21 protein-coding genes and 2 tRNA genes are annotated in these 19,814 nt (G+C 68.7%); 9 read left to right on the forward strand and 14 right to left on the reverse strand.

The window, feature by feature from the left end; all coding sequences use genetic code 11:
• Positions 1–16: 16 nt before the first annotated feature.
• A complete protein-coding gene (locus tag AC0LPE_RS14820; RefSeq protein WP_490604745.1) occupies positions 17–982 on the reverse strand; it encodes a helix-turn-helix transcriptional regulator in 966 nt (321 codons plus the stop codon).
• A gap of 61 nt (positions 983–1,043) precedes the next feature.
• Between AC0LPE_RS14820 and AC0LPE_RS14825 the strand changes: the two genes are divergently transcribed.
• Positions 1,044–1,616 (forward strand): DinB family protein, encoded by a 573-nt coding sequence (locus tag AC0LPE_RS14825; protein WP_490604746.1) that lies wholly within the window; start codon positions 1,044–1,046, stop codon positions 1,614–1,616.
• 1 nt (position 1,617) lies between these two features.
• Positions 1,618–2,055, forward strand: coding sequence for a VOC family protein (locus AC0LPE_RS14830; RefSeq protein WP_490604747.1), 438 nt, complete (start codon positions 1,618–1,620; stop codon positions 2,053–2,055).
• 12 nt (positions 2,056–2,067) lie between these two features.
• Here AC0LPE_RS14830 and AC0LPE_RS14835 read toward each other — a convergent pair whose 3' ends face one another.
• A complete protein-coding gene (locus tag AC0LPE_RS14835; protein ID WP_490604748.1) occupies positions 2,068–2,457 on the reverse strand; it encodes a VOC family protein in 390 nt (129 codons plus the stop codon).
• Positions 2,458–2,530: 73 nt separating this feature from the next.
• Between AC0LPE_RS14835 and AC0LPE_RS14840 the strand changes: the two genes are divergently transcribed.
• Entirely contained in the window at positions 2,531–3,277 is a 747-nt protein-coding gene (locus AC0LPE_RS14840; RefSeq protein ID WP_490604749.1) for a TetR/AcrR family transcriptional regulator, read from the forward strand.
• 315 nt (positions 3,278–3,592) lie between these two features.
• On the opposite strand, the gene nhaA is transcribed toward AC0LPE_RS14840, so the two are convergent.
• The gene (gene nhaA, locus AC0LPE_RS14845; RefSeq protein ID WP_490604750.1) at positions 3,593–5,446 is read right to left on the reverse strand and encodes a Na+/H+ antiporter NhaA; all 1,854 of its coding nucleotides are present in this window, start codon (positions 5,444–5,446) and stop codon (positions 3,593–3,595) included.
• Positions 5,447–5,883: 437 nt separating this feature from the next.
• On the opposite strand from nhaA, the gene AC0LPE_RS14850 reads away from it, so the two are divergent.
• Positions 5,884–6,330, forward strand: coding sequence for a hypothetical protein (locus AC0LPE_RS14850; RefSeq protein ID WP_490604751.1), 447 nt, complete (start codon positions 5,884–5,886; stop codon positions 6,328–6,330).
• Here the strand turns inward: AC0LPE_RS14850 and AC0LPE_RS14855 are convergent.
• The 3 genes from AC0LPE_RS14855 to AC0LPE_RS14865 all read right to left on the reverse strand — a co-directional run bounded on the left by AC0LPE_RS14855 (position 6,327) and on the right by AC0LPE_RS14865 (position 7,165).
• Positions 6,327–6,770 carry a hypothetical protein gene (locus AC0LPE_RS14855; RefSeq protein WP_490604752.1) on the reverse strand — a complete coding sequence of 148 codons (444 nt, stop codon included), beginning with the start codon at positions 6,768–6,770 and terminating at the stop codon, positions 6,327–6,329. The genes AC0LPE_RS14850 and AC0LPE_RS14855 overlap by 4 nt on opposite strands.
• 59 nt (positions 6,771–6,829) lie before the next feature.
• Positions 6,830–6,903 (reverse strand) — tRNA-Ile (locus AC0LPE_RS14860).
• A 189-nt stretch (positions 6,904–7,092) separates the two neighbouring features.
• A tRNA-Asn gene (locus AC0LPE_RS14865) sits at positions 7,093–7,165 on the reverse strand.
• Positions 7,166–7,313: 148 nt separating this feature from the next.
• Between AC0LPE_RS14865 and AC0LPE_RS14870 the strand changes: the two genes are divergently transcribed.
• Complete coding sequence (locus AC0LPE_RS14870) at positions 7,314–7,559, forward strand: hypothetical protein (RefSeq protein ID WP_024101344.1); 246 nt, start codon at positions 7,314–7,316, stop codon at positions 7,557–7,559.
• Between the two features lie 4 nt (positions 7,560–7,563).
• On the opposite strand, the gene dnaG is transcribed toward AC0LPE_RS14870, so the two are convergent.
• From dnaG to AC0LPE_RS14885, 3 genes are all read right to left on the reverse strand, one after another.
• Positions 7,564–9,459 carry a DNA primase gene (gene dnaG / locus AC0LPE_RS14875; RefSeq protein ID WP_490604753.1) on the reverse strand — a complete coding sequence of 632 codons (1,896 nt, stop codon included), beginning with the start codon at positions 9,457–9,459 and terminating at the stop codon, positions 7,564–7,566.
• 79 nt (positions 9,460–9,538) lie between these two features.
• A complete protein-coding gene (locus AC0LPE_RS14880) occupies positions 9,539–10,810 on the reverse strand; it encodes a deoxyguanosinetriphosphate triphosphohydrolase (protein ID WP_088897228.1) in 1,272 nt (423 codons plus the stop codon).
• Between the two features lie 38 nt (positions 10,811–10,848).
• Complete coding sequence (locus AC0LPE_RS14885; RefSeq protein ID WP_059380849.1) at positions 10,849–11,541, reverse strand: YdcF family protein; 693 nt, start codon at positions 11,539–11,541, stop codon at positions 10,849–10,851.
• An 86-nt stretch (positions 11,542–11,627) separates the two neighbouring features.
• Between AC0LPE_RS14885 and AC0LPE_RS14890 the strand changes: the two genes are divergently transcribed.
• Together AC0LPE_RS14890 and AC0LPE_RS14895 are read left to right on the forward strand one after the other, a co-directional pair.
• A complete protein-coding gene (locus tag AC0LPE_RS14890) occupies positions 11,628–13,637 on the forward strand; it encodes a TPM domain-containing protein (protein WP_490604754.1) in 2,010 nt (669 codons plus the stop codon).
• 3 nt (positions 13,638–13,640) lie between these two features.
• Complete coding sequence (locus AC0LPE_RS14895; protein ID WP_490604755.1) at positions 13,641–14,711, forward strand: DUF6670 family protein; 1,071 nt, start codon at positions 13,641–13,643, stop codon at positions 14,709–14,711.
• Positions 14,712–14,793: 82 nt separating this feature from the next.
• Here the strand turns inward: AC0LPE_RS14895 and AC0LPE_RS14900 are convergent, their stop codons facing one another.
• Positions 14,794–16,185, reverse strand: a complete 1,392-nt coding sequence (locus AC0LPE_RS14900; protein ID WP_006554466.1) for a glycine--tRNA ligase — start codon at positions 16,183–16,185, stop codon at positions 14,794–14,796.
• Between the two features lie 116 nt (positions 16,186–16,301).
• On the opposite strand from AC0LPE_RS14900, the gene AC0LPE_RS14905 reads away from it, so the two are divergent.
• Together AC0LPE_RS14905 and AC0LPE_RS14910 are read left to right on the forward strand one after the other, a co-directional pair.
• Positions 16,302–16,745, forward strand: a complete 444-nt coding sequence (locus tag AC0LPE_RS14905) for an ArsR/SmtB family transcription factor (protein WP_202399854.1) — start codon at positions 16,302–16,304, stop codon at positions 16,743–16,745.
• Positions 16,742–17,158 carry a Fur family transcriptional regulator gene (locus tag AC0LPE_RS14910; protein WP_088897226.1) on the forward strand — a complete coding sequence of 139 codons (417 nt, stop codon included), beginning with the start codon at positions 16,742–16,744 and terminating at the stop codon, positions 17,156–17,158. The genes AC0LPE_RS14905 and AC0LPE_RS14910 overlap by 4 nt, the downstream gene beginning before the upstream one ends.
• A gap of 40 nt (positions 17,159–17,198) precedes the next feature.
• On the opposite strand, the gene AC0LPE_RS14915 is transcribed toward AC0LPE_RS14910, so the two are convergent.
• The 4 genes from AC0LPE_RS14915 to recO are packed head-to-tail and all read right to left on the reverse strand — an operon-like array spanning position 17,199 to position 19,768.
• Positions 17,199–17,756, reverse strand: a complete 558-nt coding sequence (locus AC0LPE_RS14915) for a T3SS (YopN, CesT) and YbjN peptide-binding chaperone 1 (protein ID WP_088897225.1) — start codon at positions 17,754–17,756, stop codon at positions 17,199–17,201.
• Positions 17,753–18,178, reverse strand: a complete 426-nt coding sequence (locus AC0LPE_RS14920) for a hypothetical protein (protein ID WP_016691345.1) — start codon at positions 18,176–18,178, stop codon at positions 17,753–17,755. Before AC0LPE_RS14920 ends, AC0LPE_RS14915 begins: the two co-directional genes overlap by 4 nt.
• Positions 18,175–18,981: an isoprenyl transferase gene (locus AC0LPE_RS14925; RefSeq protein ID WP_051032947.1), complete on the reverse strand. Its 807-nt coding sequence runs from the start codon at positions 18,979–18,981 to the stop codon at positions 18,175–18,177. The genes AC0LPE_RS14920 and AC0LPE_RS14925 overlap by 4 nt, the downstream gene beginning before the upstream one ends.
• The gene (recO, locus tag AC0LPE_RS14930) at positions 18,938–19,768 is read right to left on the reverse strand and encodes a DNA repair protein RecO (RefSeq protein WP_072740431.1); all 831 of its coding nucleotides are present in this window, start codon (positions 19,766–19,768) and stop codon (positions 18,938–18,940) included. Before recO ends, AC0LPE_RS14925 begins: the two co-directional genes overlap by 44 nt.
• Between the last annotated feature and the right edge of the window lie 46 nt (positions 19,769–19,814).

Genomic DNA, 19,814 nt, shown 5'->3' on the forward strand with positions numbered 1-19,814 from the left:
CGTGCGCGAGGACCGGTCACCGATCGGAGCGGGAGGCGATCGCGGCGAGGCGCGTCGCGAGCCGGTCCGCGGCGACCCGAAGTTCCGGCGGATCGAGGACGACCGCCTCGAAACCCATCCGCGCGACGTGCATCACGACCCAGTCCGGGTCGTCCGCGCCGACGACGAGTACGCACCACCCGTTCTCGTCGTCCTCCACCCGCCCCACCTGCGGCGGCACCATGTCGCGCACCTGGTCGGCATCCGCCCGCAGACTGATCCGCGCGATGTACCGGTAGGGCGACTCGCTCACCGAACGCTGGACGTAGGCCACCGGATCGGGGTGCTGCCGCGGCCGGAACCGCCACGTCGTGGGCGTCACGTCGCGCATCCGGTCGAGCCGGAAGGTGCGCCAGTCGTCGCGATCGACGTCCCATGCCATGAGGTACCAGCGCTGCCCTGCAGCGACCATCCGCACCGGTTCCACGGTGCGCTCGTCGTCCACCTCCTGCCGGGTGGTGTACCGGAACCGCACGCGGATCGCGTCGCGGCATGCGCGGGCCAAGCCCAGCAGCGTGTCGGCATCGATCTCGGTGCTCGTGCCGACAACGGTTTCGGTGGCGCCGTAGATCGCCCGCACCTCCGCGCGCAGGCGCGGCGGCATCACCTGGTCGAGCTTGGCCAGTGCGCGCAGGGCCGCCTCAGCGGCACCGGCGATGGTGCTGCCCGACGCCAGTCGCAGCGACACCGCCGTCGCGATCGCTTCGTCGTCGTGCAGGAGCAGCGGCGGCAGTCTCGTGCCGGCACCGAGTTGATAACCACCGCCGACACCGGGGGTCGCGCGGACGGGATAACCGAGGGCGCGCAGCCGATCGACGTCGCGGCGCACCGAGCGATCGGTCACGCCGAGTTCCGCAGCCAGTTCATCAGCGGTCCACGAGGGGCGACTCTGCAACAGCGCAAGCACCCTCAGGACCCGTTCGGTGGTCGACTCGACGGTCACACGACGATCGTCGCACGGATCACGGACCGAATCTGTCCGGAATATGGGTCAACCTGGAGCCATGACAGAACTCGACTGGAACCACCTACTGCGACAGCAACTCGACTATCCGGTACGCCGCCGCCTCGACGGCCTCACCGACGACGAATACTTCTTCGAACCCGCACCCGACTGCTGGAGCGTGCGGCCGCGCGGGACGGGTACCGCTCCCGTGCAGGGAGGCGCCGGTGCGATGACGATCGATTTCGCGTTCCCCGAACCCGATCCGCCGCCCTTCACGACCATTGCGTGGCGGCTCGGTCATGTGATCGTCGGTGTACTGGCGATGCGCAACGCGAGTCATTTCGGACGCACCCCAACCGATTACATGTCGTTCGAGTACGCAGCGACCGCGGACGACGCCCTCGCCCAGCTCGATGCCGAACTCGCCACGTGGATCGCAGGCGTCGAGTCCCTCGGGGAAGACGGACTCGCCCAGCCGTGCGGTGAAGCGGAAGGACCGTACGCCGAGTACCCGATGGGCACGCTGGTCCTGCACATCCACCGCGAACTCATCCACCATCTGTCCGAGGTCAGCCTCCTGCGGGACCTCTACCTGCACACCCGTACCCGCGCCCGACAGGAGGCGAGCTGACATGGCACGCGACATCCAGATCACGTTCGACTGCGCCGATCCCGCGGCCCTCGCGGACTTCTGGGCGGACGCCCTCGGTTACGAACTCCAGAAGCCGCCCGGAAATTTCGTGTCGTGGGACGACGCGCTCGACGCGATGGGCGTGCCGCCCGAACGACGCAACGACGCCTCGGCCGTCGTCGACCCGGACGAGACAGGACCCCGGCTGTTCTTCCAGAAGGTGCCCGAGGGCAAGCAGGCCAAGAACCGGGTGCACCTCGACGTGCGTGCGGCGCCCGGACTCGACGGCGACGAGCGCATGGCCGCGCTGGAAGCCGAGGCCGAACGGCTCGTCACGCGCGGGGCCACGCGCCTCGAGCGTCACGACCCCGCGCCGCCGTTCGGGGCCGGCCACATCGTCATGGCCGACCCCGAGGGCAACGAATTCTGTCTCGACTGAAACGTCGCGTGGTCAGGCCGGTTCCGAGACCCAGTGGACGAGCTGCCAGATGATCCCGTTGGGATCGGCGAACTGGCAGTACCGCTCGCCCCACGGCTCGGTCTCCGGCTTGGTCACCACCGTCGCACCGGATTCCGCGATGCGCGCGAACTCGGTGTCGACGTCGTCGACGACGAAGGCGATGAGCATGCCCTGCCCGGCCGGACCGGCGACGGATTCCGGCTTGAAGGTCGACAGCCCGGTACGCAGGAACACGATGTTGACGCCTGCGTCCGGGTGGGTCAACGAGACGAATCCGTCCGCGGACATCTCCTCGGCGAAACCGAAGTGCCGGATCGCGAAATCGGCCGATGCGGCCGTGTCGGCGACGTTGAGCGACAACGCTGTCGAATTGATTTTCATAGGACCTCCCCCGGGACAGAAACCTTGTACGACGTAGAGAGTACTCTCGAAAGCGAGTTTTCGGGAGGCATGTATGGCGCGCGATCTGATCGACCTGCTGTGGCGCGACCATCCCGATGCGCCGACCGGCGGTTCACGTGGGCCGAAAGCCAAGGTCACCACCACATCCGCGGTGGACGCGGCCGTCACCGTCGCTGACGCGGAGGGCCTCGACGCGGTGACGATCCGTCGCCTCGCGACCGATCTGGGTATCTCCGCCATGGCTCTCTACACCCACGTCGGGTCGCGTGACGATCTGCTCGTCCTCATGGTCGACCGGGTCCACGCCCGGCAATCCCGGCTGCCCTACGAGTCCCCGTCGTGGCGGGATCGGGTACGGCAGGTCGCCGAAGCCGAACTCGAGCACTACGCCGCGCGCTGGTGGCTGCTCGACGTCGACGATCAGCGCACGGCCCTCGGCCCCGGCACGATCGCGAAGTACGACCACGAACTCCACGCCTTCGACGGAACATCCCTCGGCGACATCGATCGCGACGCCGCGCTCACGTTCGTCGCGAACTTCGTGCGGGGTGCGGCCCGAGCCCGACGCCCCGATCCGCACGCCGCCGACATGGGCGAGGCCTGGTCGCGATGGAACGAGCGACTCGCGCACTATCTCGGCGACGACCATCCCCTCGCGCAGCGGGTGGGGGCGGCGGCCGGAGCAGAGATGAACGCCGCCTACAGCCCGCACCACGCATGGGAGTTCGGGCTGCAGCGCGTCCTCGACGGGCTCGAACCGCTCGTCTCGAATGGCGGGGTGCGGCCCACCGGGGAATGATTTCCCCGAAGGTTCGTACGAGAGATTCGAGGTTTCATGAAGCGATTCGCCGCGGGCGTGCTCGGTTGTGCCGCAATCGCCCTTGCCGCGCCGACCACTGCGTACGCAGACACCCCTACCCTCCCCACCGAGGACTACTCCGGGTGCCGCTTCGCGTCGATCTCCGCGGAGTGCCGCTGGGAATCGCTGTTTACCAGCCTGGCGGGCTTGCTACCGACCGGATCCGCGCAGGCCGGAACCACCCTCCGCTGACAGCCCGTCACGATTTGGGTGGATCTGCCCCCGCTTTCCGGGGTCGGATCCACCCGAATCGGATCATCCCTCGCGCACCTCTTCGAGCCTGCGGATCAGCGTTGCCGCATCGAACGGGCCGGTGTGCCGGGTGAGGTCCGAGCCGGTAACGCCGAGATAGAAAGTCGGTGTTCCGAAGACGTCGCTGATCTCGGCGTCGAGATCGTCGTCCTCGACGCGGTGCCGGTGACGCCCGAGGCGCAGGTCCTCGTCCAACAGGTCCATGTCGAGCCCCAGTTGCTGGGCGTGTTCGTAGATCTCGTCACGGGACAGAGCGTCGCTGTGGGCGAACAGATGGTCGTGCATGTCCCAGAAGCGACCCTGCGCGGCGGCAGCCTCGGCCGCTTCGGCAGCGAACCGTGCGTGCGGGTGGTGTTCGTCGAGGGGAAGGTGCCGGAAGACGTACCGCAGGTCGTCGCCGAAGTGCTCGCGCACGTCGCGGATGCTGCCGGTGGCCTTGCTGCAGAACGGGCACTCGAAGTCTCCGTACTCGACGAGTGAGAGCGGAGCGTCGACCGGTCCCCGCACGTGATCGCGGTCCGGGTCCACCGGACGCAGCAGTACGAGCCCAGCGGGTCCTTGCGGCGGATGCAGGCGGTCGGACAGCCGGAACAACGCCCAGCCCAGTGCGGTGGCGAGAACCGCCGCGAGGAGTACGCCGATCCGGGCGTCGTTGGCCGCTTCGGGAGATTCGATCGCCAGATCCACGATGAACAGGGAGATCGTGAACCCGATGCCGGCGAGCGCCGCACCCCCGCTGACGCGCGAGAGAGTGAGTCCCGGCGGCAGGCTGCCCGGCCGCAGACTCGAGAAGACGGCGGTGGCCGCGGTGATGCCCACCAGTTTGCCGACGACCAGACCGAGGACGACGCCCCACGTGATCGGCGACCGGATCGCAATGCCGACGGTCTCGGCGGAGATCACCACACCCGCGTTGGCGAGGGCGAAGATCGGCACGACGAGAAACGCCGTGTACGGCTGGTAGAGCCGTAACAGCCGCTCGTTGACGGACACCGCGCGGAGCACCCCGAGTTGCGCGGCGCGCGCGTAGTCGGAGTTGGGCGATTGACGGAACGCCCGCGTGAGTTCGCCGGCGCGCTCCACTTCGCTGCGACGCGGCGGATAGACGGGAAGGATCAACGCGATCAGCACACCGGCGAGGGTCGGGTGCACACCGGATTCGTAGAACGCCACCCATGTCCCCGCCGCGACGACGAAGTAGACGACGCCCCGCCACACCTCGAGCCGGCGGAACTGCAGGATCAGCAACAGTCCGATCGCGGCAGGTATCAGGTAGACCGGCTGCAGATCGTCGGTGTAGACGAAGGCGATGATGGCGAGGGCGCCGATGTCGTCGGCCACGGCCAGCGTGAGGATGAACACGCGCAGGCGGGCCGGGCAGCGGGGTCCGACCAGCGCGAGCGCACCGAGCACGAAGGCGGTGTCGGTGGACACGACCACACCCCACGCTCCTGCGGCCTCCCCGCTGGGATTGAGCAGTAGGAACAGCGCTGCGGGCAGCGCCAGACCCGCGATCGCGGCCACGAGCGGGACCGCGGCGCGCGTCCGGTCGGTGAGCTCTCCCATGGTGAGCTCGCGTTTGACCTCGAGGCCGACGACGAAGAAGAACAGCGTCATGACGGCGTCGTTGACCCAGTGTTTGAGGTCGAGGTCGATGCCGTAGTCGCCGATGCTGATGCTGAGCGGCGTGTGCCAGAACGCCTCGTACGAGTCGCCCAGGTTGGCCCAGACCAGAGCGATCAGGGTCGCCGCGAGTACGACGCCTGCCGCGAGCGTGTCGTCGTCCGTGCCGTCGCGGACCCCTGCCAGGAGATCGGACGCCCGGCGGAGCGTCGTCGGTTTCTCGTCGACCGTCATGTGCTCCCTCGTTCCACGGTCCGCTTCGAGCAACTCGGTGCCGGTGAGTACGCCGACGAAACCGCACAACGCCGGACCCCGGGACGATTATTTCCGGAACCGACCATTCGGAACTGCATTGTCCGAACACAACAATGCAACCGGATCGGTCGTCCAGGAGGCGGAATGCACCCTTCCGACTACCGACCTCGTCCGAAACTAGACCGAATCGTTGTGCCAACAACCGTTTTCGGCGGTTCGACAGCCCGACCGTTACATTCCGCCGCTTCGTGTCACTTCCACGGACGATAGCCCTGCGCGTCCGCGCCGGGTATCGTCACGATCCACCGAAGCGTCGGTTCCGAATAACCCTCGGCGAGAACAACTTTCCTAAGTTCTCTTACGGAGAGGAGGTGGATCCGTTGCTGCACAGGGGAACGATCCGAAGAACCCGATGGATGTTGATCACCGCACTGGGAGCAGGGGTGCTCGTCGCGGCGACGACACATCAGCCCGTCTCTGTGGACGGGACCGACCCGACGGTCGCGCATGCCCGGTCGTCGCACTCCTCGGTCCCGGTGTGCGCGCCGCCGGACGGCGCGCCCGCCTGGCGTCCGGACGAGCTCGGCGACCACCCGGATCCACCGGCTGCGATCGGAGCGGTGGCGAACGGACGGATCGGAGGCGTCTTCCATCCGTCCACCACGATTCGACTGATCGGCCGGGACGTGTGCGAGCAGTACATCGACCGCAGCATCGTCACGACGAGCGAGGGTTGGTTCCTGTTCACCGGTCTCATGCCGGGTCGCTACACGCTGTTGGGAGACGACGGAACGGTGCTCATCGAGGTCGAGGTCTCCGCCGAGTCACCGGATCACTCCGGACTGGTGCTGGCTCCCGGTTAGGCCGTCAGCACGAGGAGGTAGCCGCCGCCGGCCGACTCGATCCTGGTGTCGAACCGCACTCCCGGCTCGAGGCGCGACAAGCGGTCGAGGAGCCACTCGGAGGCCTCCTCCGCGTCCGACTTCTCGGGACACCGAGCGACGGCGACGCGACCGCCCTTGCGCGTGAGCTGCTCGACGACGCCGATGATGGGCGCCGGGTCGACGACGAACAGCCGGTCGGGCCACAGCACGACGGGTTTGACGGCACCCTTCTTGGTGTTGCAGGCGCGGTGCGCGAGCCGCTCGACTCCACCCTTCCCCTTGCCACCCTTCTTGGCGGTGTTGATGCTGTCGATACTGGGACCGCGCGGGTCGTTGACCGACATGTCGGGGTCCACGGGCTCGTCGCACAACCAGCAACGCCACGCCTCGCGTTCGCCGACTTCTCGAAGGGTGCTCATGGGGTCGAACGCTACCGTTCCGAGAAGCAGGAACATCTCGCGGCCACGAGCGGAGGATGTGGGGCGGGCGGGGCTCGAACCCGCGACCAGCGGATTATGAGTCCGCGGCTCTAACCGACTGAGCTACCGCCCCGTCGCGACGACACGCGTCGCACAGTGCCGCACTCGTCGCACGGCGCGATCGAATGCTACCCGGACACAGCGGGCAACACGCTGCCGGGCGCGAAGTAACAGAGATCACATTGGGGATGCTCTGCCGCATCGGCCCACCCCGGATACACAGAATCCTCCCACCCGTGGCGGGTGGGAGGATTCTTGGGCGCTCCCCCGGCTGGACTCGAACCAGCAACCGTTCGATTAACAGTCGAATGCTCTGCCAATTGAGCTACAGGGGATTGTCCTGCGGTGCTCCGCGGTTTCCCCCGGTGCGTGAAAAACCATAGCGTCCTACCCACCGCAGCACCAAATCGCCTGCTTGTGGGCATGCTGCGGGGTCATCGGGCAGGATGGGGACGACGCAGTCACGGGTGGAAGGACAACACATTGATGGGTTTGTTGGTCGGGGTCGCTGCGGGATACGTGCTCGGCACCCGAGCGGGTCGCGCGAGATACGAACAGATCAGCAAGACGGCCAAGGCGGTGGCCGCGAGCCCCGTCACGAAGAAGGCGATCGAGGTGGGCCGGCAGAAGCTCGCCGACTCGCTCAGCCCTCAGCCCAAGCTCGAGCCGATGAAGCCCATCGACGAGACGACGACGATCATGATCCCGCGGGACCAGTTGAAGAAGTAGACGGTCAGCCGGCCAGGCCGTCCCCGATGGCCTGGTCGAGCAGGCTCCGCCGGTACTGTTCGAGCGCCATGAGGTCACCGAGCAGGGCGTGGAACTCCTCGGACTCGGTGGCCGGGGAGATCCGCTGCAGTTTGGACTTCAGTTCGGCCACCTGCTCGCCGACCCAGACCTCCTGCAGCCGCGCGAGTACGCCGCCGATGTAGCGCGGCAGCCGGTCCTCTTCGGTGGGGACGGGTTCGACGGCGAGTTCCATCACGAGCGAATGCGCGACGGGGTCGGTCGCGGCCCTTCCGACGGCGTCGACCCATTCGGCTCCCCCGAGGCCCGCTGCGGTTCCGCCGGCGTCGGCGACGGCCTGCCGCACGGCCGCGTAGGCGGGGTCGGTGAAGGTCTCCGGCGGCAAGGAGTCGAAGACGGTCCCGGCGATGCCGGGATACTGCAGGGCGGCCTTGAGCGCGTCGCGCTGCGGCCACAACGTCGGATCGTTGGGGCGGGGACGTCGCAGGGCCGACGCAGGCTCTGCCGTGGCCGTTGCGGCCCGCGTCTTCGCTTCCGGTGCACGGACTCCCCGTCGCGCTTCCTCCTGCACGCGCCGGCGCACGGTGGGGATGTCGTCCCATCCCGTCCAGTGCGCGAGTTGCACCGCGTAGTTGTCGCGGATCGTGCGGTCCTTGATCCGTCCCACCACCGGGACGCATCGGCGCAGGGCCTCGACGCGACCTTCGACGGTGTCGAGATCGTGTTCGGCGAGAATCGATTTCACGACGAACTCGAACATCGGGGTGCGGCGGGCCACCAGGTCGCGCACCGCGCCGTCGCCCGACTGTTGCCGCAACTCGCACGGGTCCATGCCCTTGGGTGCGATCGCGACGTAGGTCTTCGCAGCGGTCTTCTGATCTCCCTCGAACGCCTTCATCGCCGCCGCGCGACCGGCGTCGTCGCCGTCGAAGGTGTAGATGACCTCACCGCGGAAGAAGCTGTCGTCCATGAGCAGACGACGCAGTAGTGCGAGATGCTCGTCACCGAAGGCGGTGCCGCACGCGGCGACCGCGGTCTTCACACCGGCCAGGTGCATGGCCATGACGTCGGTGTAGCCCTCGACGATCACGGCCTGATGGGACCGGGCGATCTCGCGCTTGGCGAGGTCGAGACCGAACAACACCTGAGACTTCTTGTACAGCACCGTTTCCGGTGTGTTCATGTACTTGGCGGTGATCTGGTCGTCGTCGTACAGACGGCGGGCACCGAAGCCGATGACGTCGCCCGCTAGATTGCGGATGGGCCACAGCAGCCGACGGTGGAAGCGGTCGATCGGACCGCGGCGTCCCTGCCGGGACAGTCCGGCGGCCTCGAGTTCGGAGAAGTCGAATCCCCGGCCGAGGAGGTGCTTGGTGAGCGCGTCCCAGCCGGCGGGTGCGTAGCCGCAACCGAACGTCTCGGCGGCCGCCTGGTCGAAGTTGCGTTCGGTCAGGTAGTCGCGGGCGGCCTGGGCGTCGGGCGTGCGCAGCTGCTCGGCGTAGAACTGCTGGGCGGCCGCGTTCGCCGCGACCAGCCGGGCACGGGTGCCCCGGTCGCGCTGGACGGACGGACCGCCGCCCTCGTAGTTCAGCGTGTAGCCGACACGCTCGGCGAGCTGCTCGACGGCTTCGACGAAGCTGACGTGTTCGATCTTCTGCAGGAACGAGTAGACATCGCCGCCCTCACCGCAGCCGAAGCAGTGGTAGTGCCCGTGATTGGGCCGCACGTGGAAGGACGGGGACTTCTCGTCGTGGAAGGGACACAGGCCCTTGAGCGAGTCGGCGCCCCCGCGCTTGAGTGCGACGTACTCGCCGACGATGTCCTCGATGCGCACGCGGTCGCGAATGGCCGCGATGTCTCTGTCTGAAATACGGCCGGCCACGAGACGAGTCTAAGCCGCCCCGCAGACTGCTCGGCAGGACGGTCGGCCGCGACCTGCCGTCGCGATCGCTCGAGCCTCGTCAGCCCCAGCTCGCCTGCGCGGCGAGGCTGTCGCGGTCGATCCGTTCGAGGCGTGATTCGGTGCACGAGGCGATCTGATCGACCACGACCCGCACCTTCGCAGCATCGTCGGGCGCGGACTTCCAGGCAGCGACGAAGAACGGGTCGAGACCGACCGGCGCGGTGCGCAGCAGCCACTCGGCGACGCGGTGGATGCGCTCGCGTTGTGATTCCTGGCGGGTGCGGTGGGCGCGGTCGGACATGACGAACTGCAGCGCCATCGTCTTGAGCAACGCGACCTCCGAGACCACGATCGGCGGGACCACGAGGTCGGCGTCGTACCGGGTGACGCGTCGGCCTTCCGTCGCCTCCCGGGTCCCGAGGATCGCTGCGTTGGCGAAGCGGCCCACCAGCTCGCTGGTCAGCTTCTTGAGCGCGACCGAGCAGGCGAGGGTGCCGTCGAAGGTGCCGACGGCGCGGACCACCGGCATGGAGGACAACCGCTTGGCCGCCTCGGTCAACTCGGCCGGGTCGAGACCCGAGAATTCGCGCATGCCCACCTCGATGAGTCCGGCGACATCGTCGGGATCGTCGAGCATCCGCAGGTCGATGCGACCGTCGATCACACCGTCCTCGAGGTCGTGCACCGAGTACGCGACGTCGTCGGACCAGTCCATGATCTGCGCCTCGAGGCACTTGCGGCGCTCGGGTGCGTCTTCGCGGATCCAGTGGAGGACCTCGGCGTCGTCGTCGTACGAGCCGAACTTCGCGCCCGGGCGCGGACGCGTCCACGGGTACTTGAGCGTCGCGTCGAGCGAGGCCCGGGTGAGGTTGAGACCGGCGCTCGAGCCGTCCGGATAGAGGATCTTCGGTTCGAGGCAGGTGAGGATGCGCAGGTTCTGCGCGTTGCCCTCGAATCCGCCGCAGGACTCCGCGACCGCGTCGAGTGCCCGCTCACCGTTGTGCCCGTAGGGCGGGTGCCCGATGTCGTGGGCGAGGCCGGCGAGGTCGACGAGATCGGGGTCGGCGCCGAGTCCTTCGGCGATGCTGCGGCCGATCTGCGCGACCTCCATCGAGTGCGTCAGACGGGTGCGCGGGGTGTCGCCGTCGCGGGGGCCGACGACCTGTGTCTTGTCGGCCAGGCGGCGCAGGGCCGCGCAGTGCTGCACGCGCGCACGGTCGCGTGCGAAGGCGGTCCGCTCGGACGCCGCTCCCTCGGACCCGGCGAGCGCCGAGGTCTTCCGCGGCTCGGCAACGCGCCGTTCGAGATCGTGTTCGCTGTAGCCCTGCATCACACTGCCTTCCGTCACCGAAGACCCTACGTTCCGCCTCACTGCTGCGCCGTGTACGGGAAATCGGCGGAGAAGTGGGTGATCTGGTACCAGATCAACGCGCCGGTCTCGCGGGCGATGCCGTGCAGTTGCGACTCGCGGGTGAACACTGCCGGACCCTGGCGGGTGGGAGCTGTCCAGGCGTCGAGACCGGCGTCGCGCGCCATGGTCCGGGTGCGCAGCGAATGCCACGGGTCGCTGACGAGCACGACCGACGACAGGCCCAGATCCGACATCTCGCGGCTGACGGCCTCGACGCTGAGCAGTGTGTCCGAGCCTTCCTCGACGGCGACGATCGCCTCGGCGGGCACCCCGCGCGAGACGAGATAGTTCTTGCCCGCCGCGGCCTCGGTGAACAGGTCGCCTTCCTGCTTGCCGCCGACGGTGACGATCCGCGGCGACACTCCCGCTTCGTAGAGCTTGAGGGCCTGCTCGAGGCGGGCCTCGAAGACCGACGACGGTGTGCCCGAATACTGGGCGGCCCCGAGCACGACGATGGCGTCGGCTGGGGTGCGGTCGTCGATCCGCGCGACCTGCCACACCCGCAACGCCGTGCCGCCGACGACGAGGACGGCGGCGAGCAGCACCCCGACGATCAGTCGCCGGAGCCAGCGCGCGATGCGCGCGCCGACCCCGAGGTCGTCCCCGGTGTACGTCGCGGTGGTGCCGGTGCGGCGGGATGCGGTGCTCACCCCCTGATTCTGCCAGCGAACGAGAACGCGTCGACCGGACGACGCGCCGACCCCGTCCTCACCTCGCAGCCACTAGATTCGATTCCATGGCACACGTATCGGCCGCACCGCCCCGGCGACCTGCACGGTCCGCGCTCGCATTCGTCCCCGCCCTGCTGGCAGTGGCCGCGTGGCTGCTCCTTCCCGCGTCGGCGTCCGCGGAGCCACCCTCGCGGCTCCCCCAGCCGATCACCGACACGGCGGGCGTGCTCGACGACGCCGACGTCGCACGGATCCAGGAAGCGACGAACACCCTGTACGACGAGCACGGCCTGCAGTTGTGGGTGACCTACGTGTCGAGCTTCGACGGACGCGACTACGACAGTTGGGCGCAGGCCACCGCGCAGGCGAGCAACTTCGGTCCCGACACCGCCCTGCTGGCGGTCGCGACCGACGACCGCGAGTTCGCGCTGTGGACACCGACGGGTTCGGAGATCTCCGAGAGCGAACGCGACCGGATCAGCTCGTCCGACGTCGTGCCGGCGCTACGCAACAGTGATTGGGCAGGTGCCGCCGTGGGTGCGGCCGACGGGTTGAGCAACGCCCTTACGCCGTCGGCCGCTCCGGTGACGACGTTGCTCGTCGGCGGCGGTGTCATCGCAGCCGGCGGTGCCGGTGTCTACGCCTACAACCGGCGGTCGAAGAAGAAGCGCGCCGAGGCCGGTGCAGCGCAGGCCGCGCAGATCGATCCGGCCGACACCACCGCCCTGCGCGGTCTGCCGATCGAGGGTCTCGACCAGTACGCGCAGACCCTCCTGGTGGACACCGACAACGCGGTGCGGTCCAGTGCCGAAGCGCTCGAGCTCGCCCGGGGCGAGTTCGGGGACTCGGCGGTGGCTCCCTTCGACCGCGCGCACCGGCAGGCGCAGGTCGCGTTGGCGAACGCCTTCGAGATCCGTCAGCGTCTCGACGACGACATCCCCGAGACGCCCGAACAGCAGCGCGACATGCTCGTGCAGCTCGTCTCCTCGTGTGGGCAGGCGAACCGCGAACTCGACGCGCAGGTCGAGGCGTTCGACAAGATGCGGAATCTGCTGCTCGACGCTCCGGCCCGTCTGGACGGGCTCACGCAGCGCGCGATCGCGCTGACGGCCCGCATCCCGGAGGCCGAGCGGATCCTCGGGCAGCTGCACTCGGAGTTCCCCACCGGCGCCCTGACCCCGGTGGTGGACAACGTCTCGCTGGCCCGGGAGGAGATCTCCTTCGCGGAGAACGCGATCGACCAGGGCCGCACCGCGGTGGCGCGACCGGTCGGTGAGCAGGGCGACGCCGTGCGCGCGATCCGCGAGGCCGAACGCGCACTGGGGCATGCCGCGACGCTGCTCGACGCGCTCGACCATGCGGCGGAGGACATCCGGCGCGCGATCGCGACGCTTCCCGCCGCGGTGGAGGACGCCGAACAGGGTGTCGCCGACGCGAAGCAGCTCCTCGACGCGGGCGGCCCCGAACTCGTCGACGCCCTGAAGGCCGTGCAGGAAGCCCTCGAACACGCTCGGGCCGAGCAGCACACCGACCCGCTGGGCAGTTTCACGCGGGTCGTCGAGGCCGATGCGCGGCTCGACGAGTTGCGTGCCCGGACGCGGCAGGCCAAGCAGCAGGCCGAGGAGATGCGTCGCCGCCTCGAGCAGGATCTGAGCGCGGCGCAGGCGCAGGTCACCGCCGCGGCCGACTTCATCGGGACGCGCCGCGGCGTCGTGGGTGCCCAGGCACGCACCCGCCTGTCGGAGGCCCAGCGGCACCTGCAGGCCGCGCAGCAGGCAGCCGAGTCCGATCCGGCGGCGGCCATCCAGTACGCGCGGTCCGCCGCGTCGCTGGCCGCGCAGGCACTGCGCAGCGCCCAGAACGACGTGCAGCGCTGGAACAACCAGCACCGTCCGCCCCGCGGTGGTTCGTCGGGCAGCAACGTCGCCGGCGCCGTGCTCGGTGGCATCCTCATCAACAGCGTGCTCAACAGCGGCCGCGGTGGTGGTTTCGGCGGCGGTTTCGGTGGGGGCGGCTTCGGCGGCGGTGGTTTCGGGGGCGGCGGCTTCGGCGGATCGAGCGGAGGACGCTTCTAGACCATGCGCCCGATCGCAGCACGCGCACTGGGTGCCGGTCTCGGATCGGCCGTCCGCCTGTTCGATTCCGCCGCGTCGTCCGACGGAAAACCGTTCTCCGAACCCGACATCCTGCGCCCGCACGTCGACACGCGTCGGTTGGGGTGGGTGCACTACGGCGTCATGATCCCGGATCTGCCGGAGCCGCACCGGTTCTTCTCGATGATGTCGCTGATCGGCGCCACCGGGTCGCTCGCCTTCGACAACGACCACGCGCTCGTGGCGCCGCCGCGCCGCAACGCCACCGTGGTCGCCGGCACGGCGGCATCGCATCCCGCGCACTTCGGGAACTACGCCGTGGGCGACGATTTCGTGTCCTCCCCGGACGGATCACTGGTGAAGTTCGGGGACGATCTGAGCCTGACCGGCCGCTACCCCCACTACGAACTCGTGGGACGGCTCGGAACGGTCGACGTCGCGCTGACACTGACCAACACGGACACGGTCTCGTGGTTCTTCCGCAGCCCGCTCTACAAGCACTTCGGGTTGCTCACCGAATACGAGGGCACCTTCACCCACGAGGGCCACAGCGTCACGGCCGAAGGTCTGTGCTCGTTCGAGTACGGGGCGATGCCGAGCCCGTATCTGATGCGGTCCACTCCCCTGCCACCCGCGGCGAAGGCTCCGCTCGACCATTTCGTCTACCAGATCGTCGATCTCGACGCCGACACGCAGATCCTGTTGAGCCGCTACGCGATCGGTGGCCGGCCCTTCATGACGACGGCGATCCTGCGCACCCGCGGCGGCTACGGAACCCGTTTCCGGGGCGTGGACTTCGAGATACTCGAACTGCACGACGAGCCCGAGCCGACTCCCTACGGCATCCCGATGCCGGTGCCGCGCCGGACCCGGTTCCTGGTGAAGGACACCCGCGGTCGTCCCTGGCTGGATCTCGAAGGGATCATGGACACTCCGTTCACCTACGGTCTGGGCACCGGATTCGTCACCGGTTTCGCGTGGTCGGCGACCTGGCGGGGCGAGGAGATCTCCGGTCGCGGATATTTCGAGTACATCGATCGGCGCTCGACGACCTGACCGCTACGAAACACCCGCCTACGAAGTGACAGATGCCCTCCGGTCCGTCGGGACCGGAGGGCATCTGCGTCTCTCGGGTCGGTCAGCAGCCGATCAGGCGCTGCGCGAGGTAACCCTCGACCTGGTCGAGGCTCACGCGCTCCTGCGCCATGGTGTCGCGCTCACGGATCGTGACGGCCTGGTCCTCGAGGGTGTCGAAGTCGACCGTGATGCAGAACGGGGTGCCGATCTCGTCCTGGCGACGGTAGCGGCGGCCGATGGCGCCGGCGTCGTCGAACTCGATGTTCCAGTTCTGGCGCAGCTTCGCAGCGAGGTCCTTGGCCTTCGGGCTCAGGTCGGCGTTGCGGCTGAGCGGCAGCACGGCGGCCTTGACCGGCGCGAGGCGACGGTCGAGGCGCAGCACGGTGCGCTTGTCGACACCGCCCTTGGCGTTGGGCGCCTCGTCCTCGGTGTAGGCGTCGACGAGGAAGGCCATGAGCGAACGGGTCAGGCCGGCCGCCGGCTCGATGACGTACGGCGTGTAGCGCTCGTTGGTGGCCTGATCGAAGAAGCTCAGGTCGGTGCCGGAGTGCTTCGAGTGCGTCGACAGGTCGAAGTCGGTGCGGTTCGCGACGCCCTCGAGCTCACCCCACTCGCTGCCCTGGAAGTGGAAGCGGTACTCGATGTCGACGGTGCGCTTCGAGTAGTGCGACAGCTTCTCGAGCGGGTGCTCGTACAGGCGCAGGTTGTCCTTGTTGATGCCCAGATCGGTGTACCAGTTCATCCGGTAGTCGATCCAGTACTGGTGCCACTGCTCGTCCTCGCCGGGCTTGACGAAGAACTCCATCTCCATCTGCTCGAACTCGCGGGTGCGGAAGATGAAGTTGCCAGGGGTGATCTCGTTGCGGAAGCTCTTGCCGATCTGGCCGATGCCGAAGGGGGGCTTCTTGCGCGAGGTGGTGAGCACGTTCGCGAAGTTCACGAAGATGCCCTGCGCCGTCTCGGGGCGCAGGTAGTGCAGGCCTTCCTCGCTCTCGATCGGGCCGAGGAAGGTCTTGAGCATCATGTTGAAGTCGCGGGGTTCGGTCCACTGGCCCTTGGTGCCGCAGTCCGGGCAGACGATCTCGGTCATCGGCACGGCATCGGGGTCGTCGAGCTTGTTCTTCTCGGCGTAGGCCTCCTGCAGGTGGTCCTGCCGGTGGCGCTTGTGACAGCTCAGGCACTCGACGAGCGGGTCGTTGAAGACACCGACGTGGCCGGAGGCGACCCAGACCTGACGCGGCAGGATCACCGACGAGTCGAGGCCGACGACGTCCTCGCGGCTGGTGACCATGTTGCGCCACCACTGCTTCTTGATGTTGTCCTTGAGCTCCACGCCGAGCGGCCCGTAATCCCAGGCGGACCTGGTGCCGCCGTAGATCTCACCGCAGGGATAGACCAGGCCCCGGCGCTTGGCGAGGTTGGCGACGGTATCGATCTTGGATTTGGGTGCCACTCGGTTTCTCCATCTTCGATGCGGGTTTTCGCAGCATGCGTCGATCTGTAAGCCTATCGCTCCTCGTTCGCAGCTCGAATTCGCGCCGGTTGACATGCACAACCGTGCATATCAAAATGGAATCGATTTGCAATAAGGCCCGCCGACCGGCGGCCGTCCCCGCCCCGAGGAGCCCCGTGAGCATCGACGCCGATCCACGTGAGTGCAGCACGGGCGAGCGCGCCCGCGGACCGATCGGAAGCGACGCCCTGCCGTCCCCGGTCGACGTCTCCCCCGCCACCCTCATCGCGGCCGGTGAGCTGCTGCGCGCGCTGTCGGCGCCCGTCCGCATCTCGATCGTGCTCGAACTGCGCGAGTCGGCCCGCTGCGTGCACGAACTCGTCGGCGCCCTCGGCGTCACCCAGCCGCTCATCAGCCAGCATCTCCGCGTGCTCAAGACCGCCGGCGTGGTGCGCGGCGAACGCTCGGGGCGCGAAGTGCTCTACCACCTGGCCGACGACCACCTCGCCCGCATCGTCGTCGACGCCGTCGCTCACGCCCAGGAAGGACGATCGCAGTGACCTCCGCCCGCAAACCTCTCGTGGGGGTCCGCTCGACCCGTCAACGCAGCGCCATCGTCGACCTGCTCGACAACACCGAGGAGTTCCGGTCCGCCCAGGACCTGCACGACGAGCTGCGCAAGCGCGGCGAGGGCATCGGCCTGACCACCGTCTACCGCACCCTGCAGTCGCTCGCCGAGGTCGGCAGCGTCGACGTGCTGCGCACCGACAGCGGCGAATCGCTGTTCCGGCGGTGCTCCTCCGGGCACCACCACCATCTCGTGTGCCGCCACTGCGGCTTCACGGTCGAGGTGGACGGCCCGGAGGTCGAACGCTGGTCGCACGAGGTGGCCGAGTCGAACGGCTTCGTCGACGTCAGCCACACCGTCGAGATCTTCGGCAACTGCCGCGACTGCGCCCTCGCTCAGGCCTGAAGCGAGGGCCGTCGGCCGTCAGTCGCAATCACCGCGGCGATCAGCCGCAATCGCAGTCACCACAGCCGCAACCGTCGACGAGCAGGTTCTCGTCGTCGTCCTCGGCCTCACCGTCGAAGACCGACGCTTCGCCGCCGAGACGCTGCGCCAGCGCGCGTGCCTGCTCGACGACCGGCACGAGCGATGCGACGGCCCGCACGAGATGGATCGGGACCAGCGGCGACGCTGCGACCCGCAGCTCGACGGTGACCCGGTCCTTGTCGAGGACGAACTTGACCTCGGGGAACTCGACCTGCAGGTCGCCGAGGACCTCGGCGGCCCGGGTGCGGCCCGTGATGCCCTCGACCAGGTAGGTGGTGAGCAGCACGAAGCCGCCCTCGGCGTCGACGGTCGCGTAGGTGAGCACGTCGTCGATCCAGATCGGGATCTCGCCGTCCTCGTCGGGCTCGGGCGCTTCCTCGAGGATCTCGGACAGCGTCTCGACCACGGCAGCGGTCAGTGCGTCGTCGTCCTCGGTGGGGATCGCGACGGCGTGCGCCCCGTCGGCGGCGACGACCTCCTCGGTGGTGGTCTCGACGTCGGCGTCGGTGGTGGTCACGAATTCTCCTTGGGGTCGGGGGTGCCGGCGACGGCACCGCGCGCGTCGGCGGCACCGTCGAGCACGAGCAACAGCATGGTGGTCAGCGCCGTGTCGTCGAGACCGGTCGCGGGGAACGAGTACCGCAGCACGACATCGGCGTCGGTCTCGCGTTCGATGAGGTGGACCGAGCCGAACTGCAGGGCGTCGGCGGCGGCCGCGACCCGACCGCGCACGGCGTCGTCGAGCGGAAGATCCCACGCGAGCACTCCGGTGACGGAGACCACGTCGAGTCCTTCGGTGAGCGTGACGACCTGCAGGGCGAACGGCACGGCGCCGTAGTCGAATCCGAACGAGCCGTCGCCGTTCGCGGCGGACGACGGGGTGCGGACGTCGACGAAGGGCGTCAGCGCACCTGCGATCCGCTCACGCAGCGACGTCACTTCACACCACCGAACCGCCGGTCGCGCGAGGCGTATTCGACGCACGCCGCCCACAGATCGCGCCGGTCGAAATCGGGGAACATCGTGTCCTGGAAGACGAGTTCGGCGTAGGCCGACTGCCACAGCAGGAAGTTCGAGGTGCGCTGCTCGCCCGAGGGCCGCAGGAACAGGTCGACGTCGGGCATGTCGGGCTCGTCGAGATACCGCGCGATCGTCGACTCGGTGATGCGTTCGGGATCGAGTTCTCCTGCCGCGACCCGGCGGGCGATCTCCCGTGCGGCGTCGGCGATCTCGGCGCGACCGCCGTAGTTGACGCACATCGTGAGGGTCATGACGTCGTTGTCCTTCGTCAGTTCCTCGGCGATCTCGAGTTCCTTGATCACGCTGCGCCACAGGCGGGGACGGCGACCGGCCCACCGGACGCGCACACCCATCTCGTGCATCTCGTCGCGGCGGCGGCGGATCACGTCGCGGTTGAAGCCCATGAGGAAGCGGACCTCGTCGGGGCTGCGCTTCCAGTTCTCGGTGGAGAAGGCGTAGGCCGAGAGCCACTTGACGCCCATCTCGATGCATCCGCACACCGTGTCCATCAGCACGGCCTCGCCGCGTTCGTGGCCGGCGGTGCGCGGCAGACCGCGCTCCTGCGCCCAGCGACCGTTGCCGTCCATCACGAGCGCCACGTGCTGGGGAATCAGCTCGGGTTGCAGTACGGGAGGTCGCGCGCCCGACGGATGCGGGTCGGGCGGCCGGATCACCCGCTCAGGCGATGGGGGCGTGGTACGTCGTCGAATCACGGTCCCCATCCTGCCGGACACCGCGGGCGACGTCATCAACCCGGTTCCCCGTCGCAGGTTCGGTACGACCGCGCTCGACGAGGGGCAGCGAGCGCAGTTGCCGTTCGAGATGCCACTGCAGGTGCGCGGCGACGAGGCCGCTGGCCTGGCGGCGCACCGCCGTGTCGGCGGCCTCGGTGTCGGCCCAGCGTCCGTGGTTGAGCGCGTCGAGCAGCGCCAACACGCCCGGGGCGGGGGTGGCCGCCCCCGGCGGGCGGCAGTGCACGCACACCGCACCTCCGGCAGCGACGTGGAAGGCGGTGTGCGGGCCGGGACGGTCGCAGCGCGCGCAGTGGGTGATCGCCGGCGCCCATCCCGCGTAGGCCATGGCCCGCAGCAGATAGGCGTCGAGCACGAGTTCGGGCGGCCGGGTGCGGTCGCACACCGCGCGGAGGGCTCCGACAGTGAGCGCGTGCAGGCGCGGCACGGGCGCGCGTTCCTCACCGGCGAGGCGTTCGGCGGTCTCGAGGATCGCGCACGCGGTGGTGTAGCGGGGGTAGTCGTCGACGATGCCCACCGCAAAGGCGTCGAGGGTCTGCACCTGGGTGATGACGTCGAGACTGCGGCCCGGGTGGAGCTGGACGTCGATGTGGGCGAACGGTTCGAGCCGTGCGCCGAACTTCGAGCGCGTCCGGCGCACGCCCTTCGCGACGGCCCGCACGAGTCCGTGCCGGCGCGTCAGCAGGGTGACGATGCGGTCGGCCTCGCCCAGCTTGTGCTGGCGCAGCACCACCGCGTTGTCCCGATAAAGCCTCACTCCCCGAGTCTGTCATGTCGCGGTGACACGGGACGACCCGCGAAGG

This window comes from Rhodococcus sp. S3 (assembly GCF_058211795.1).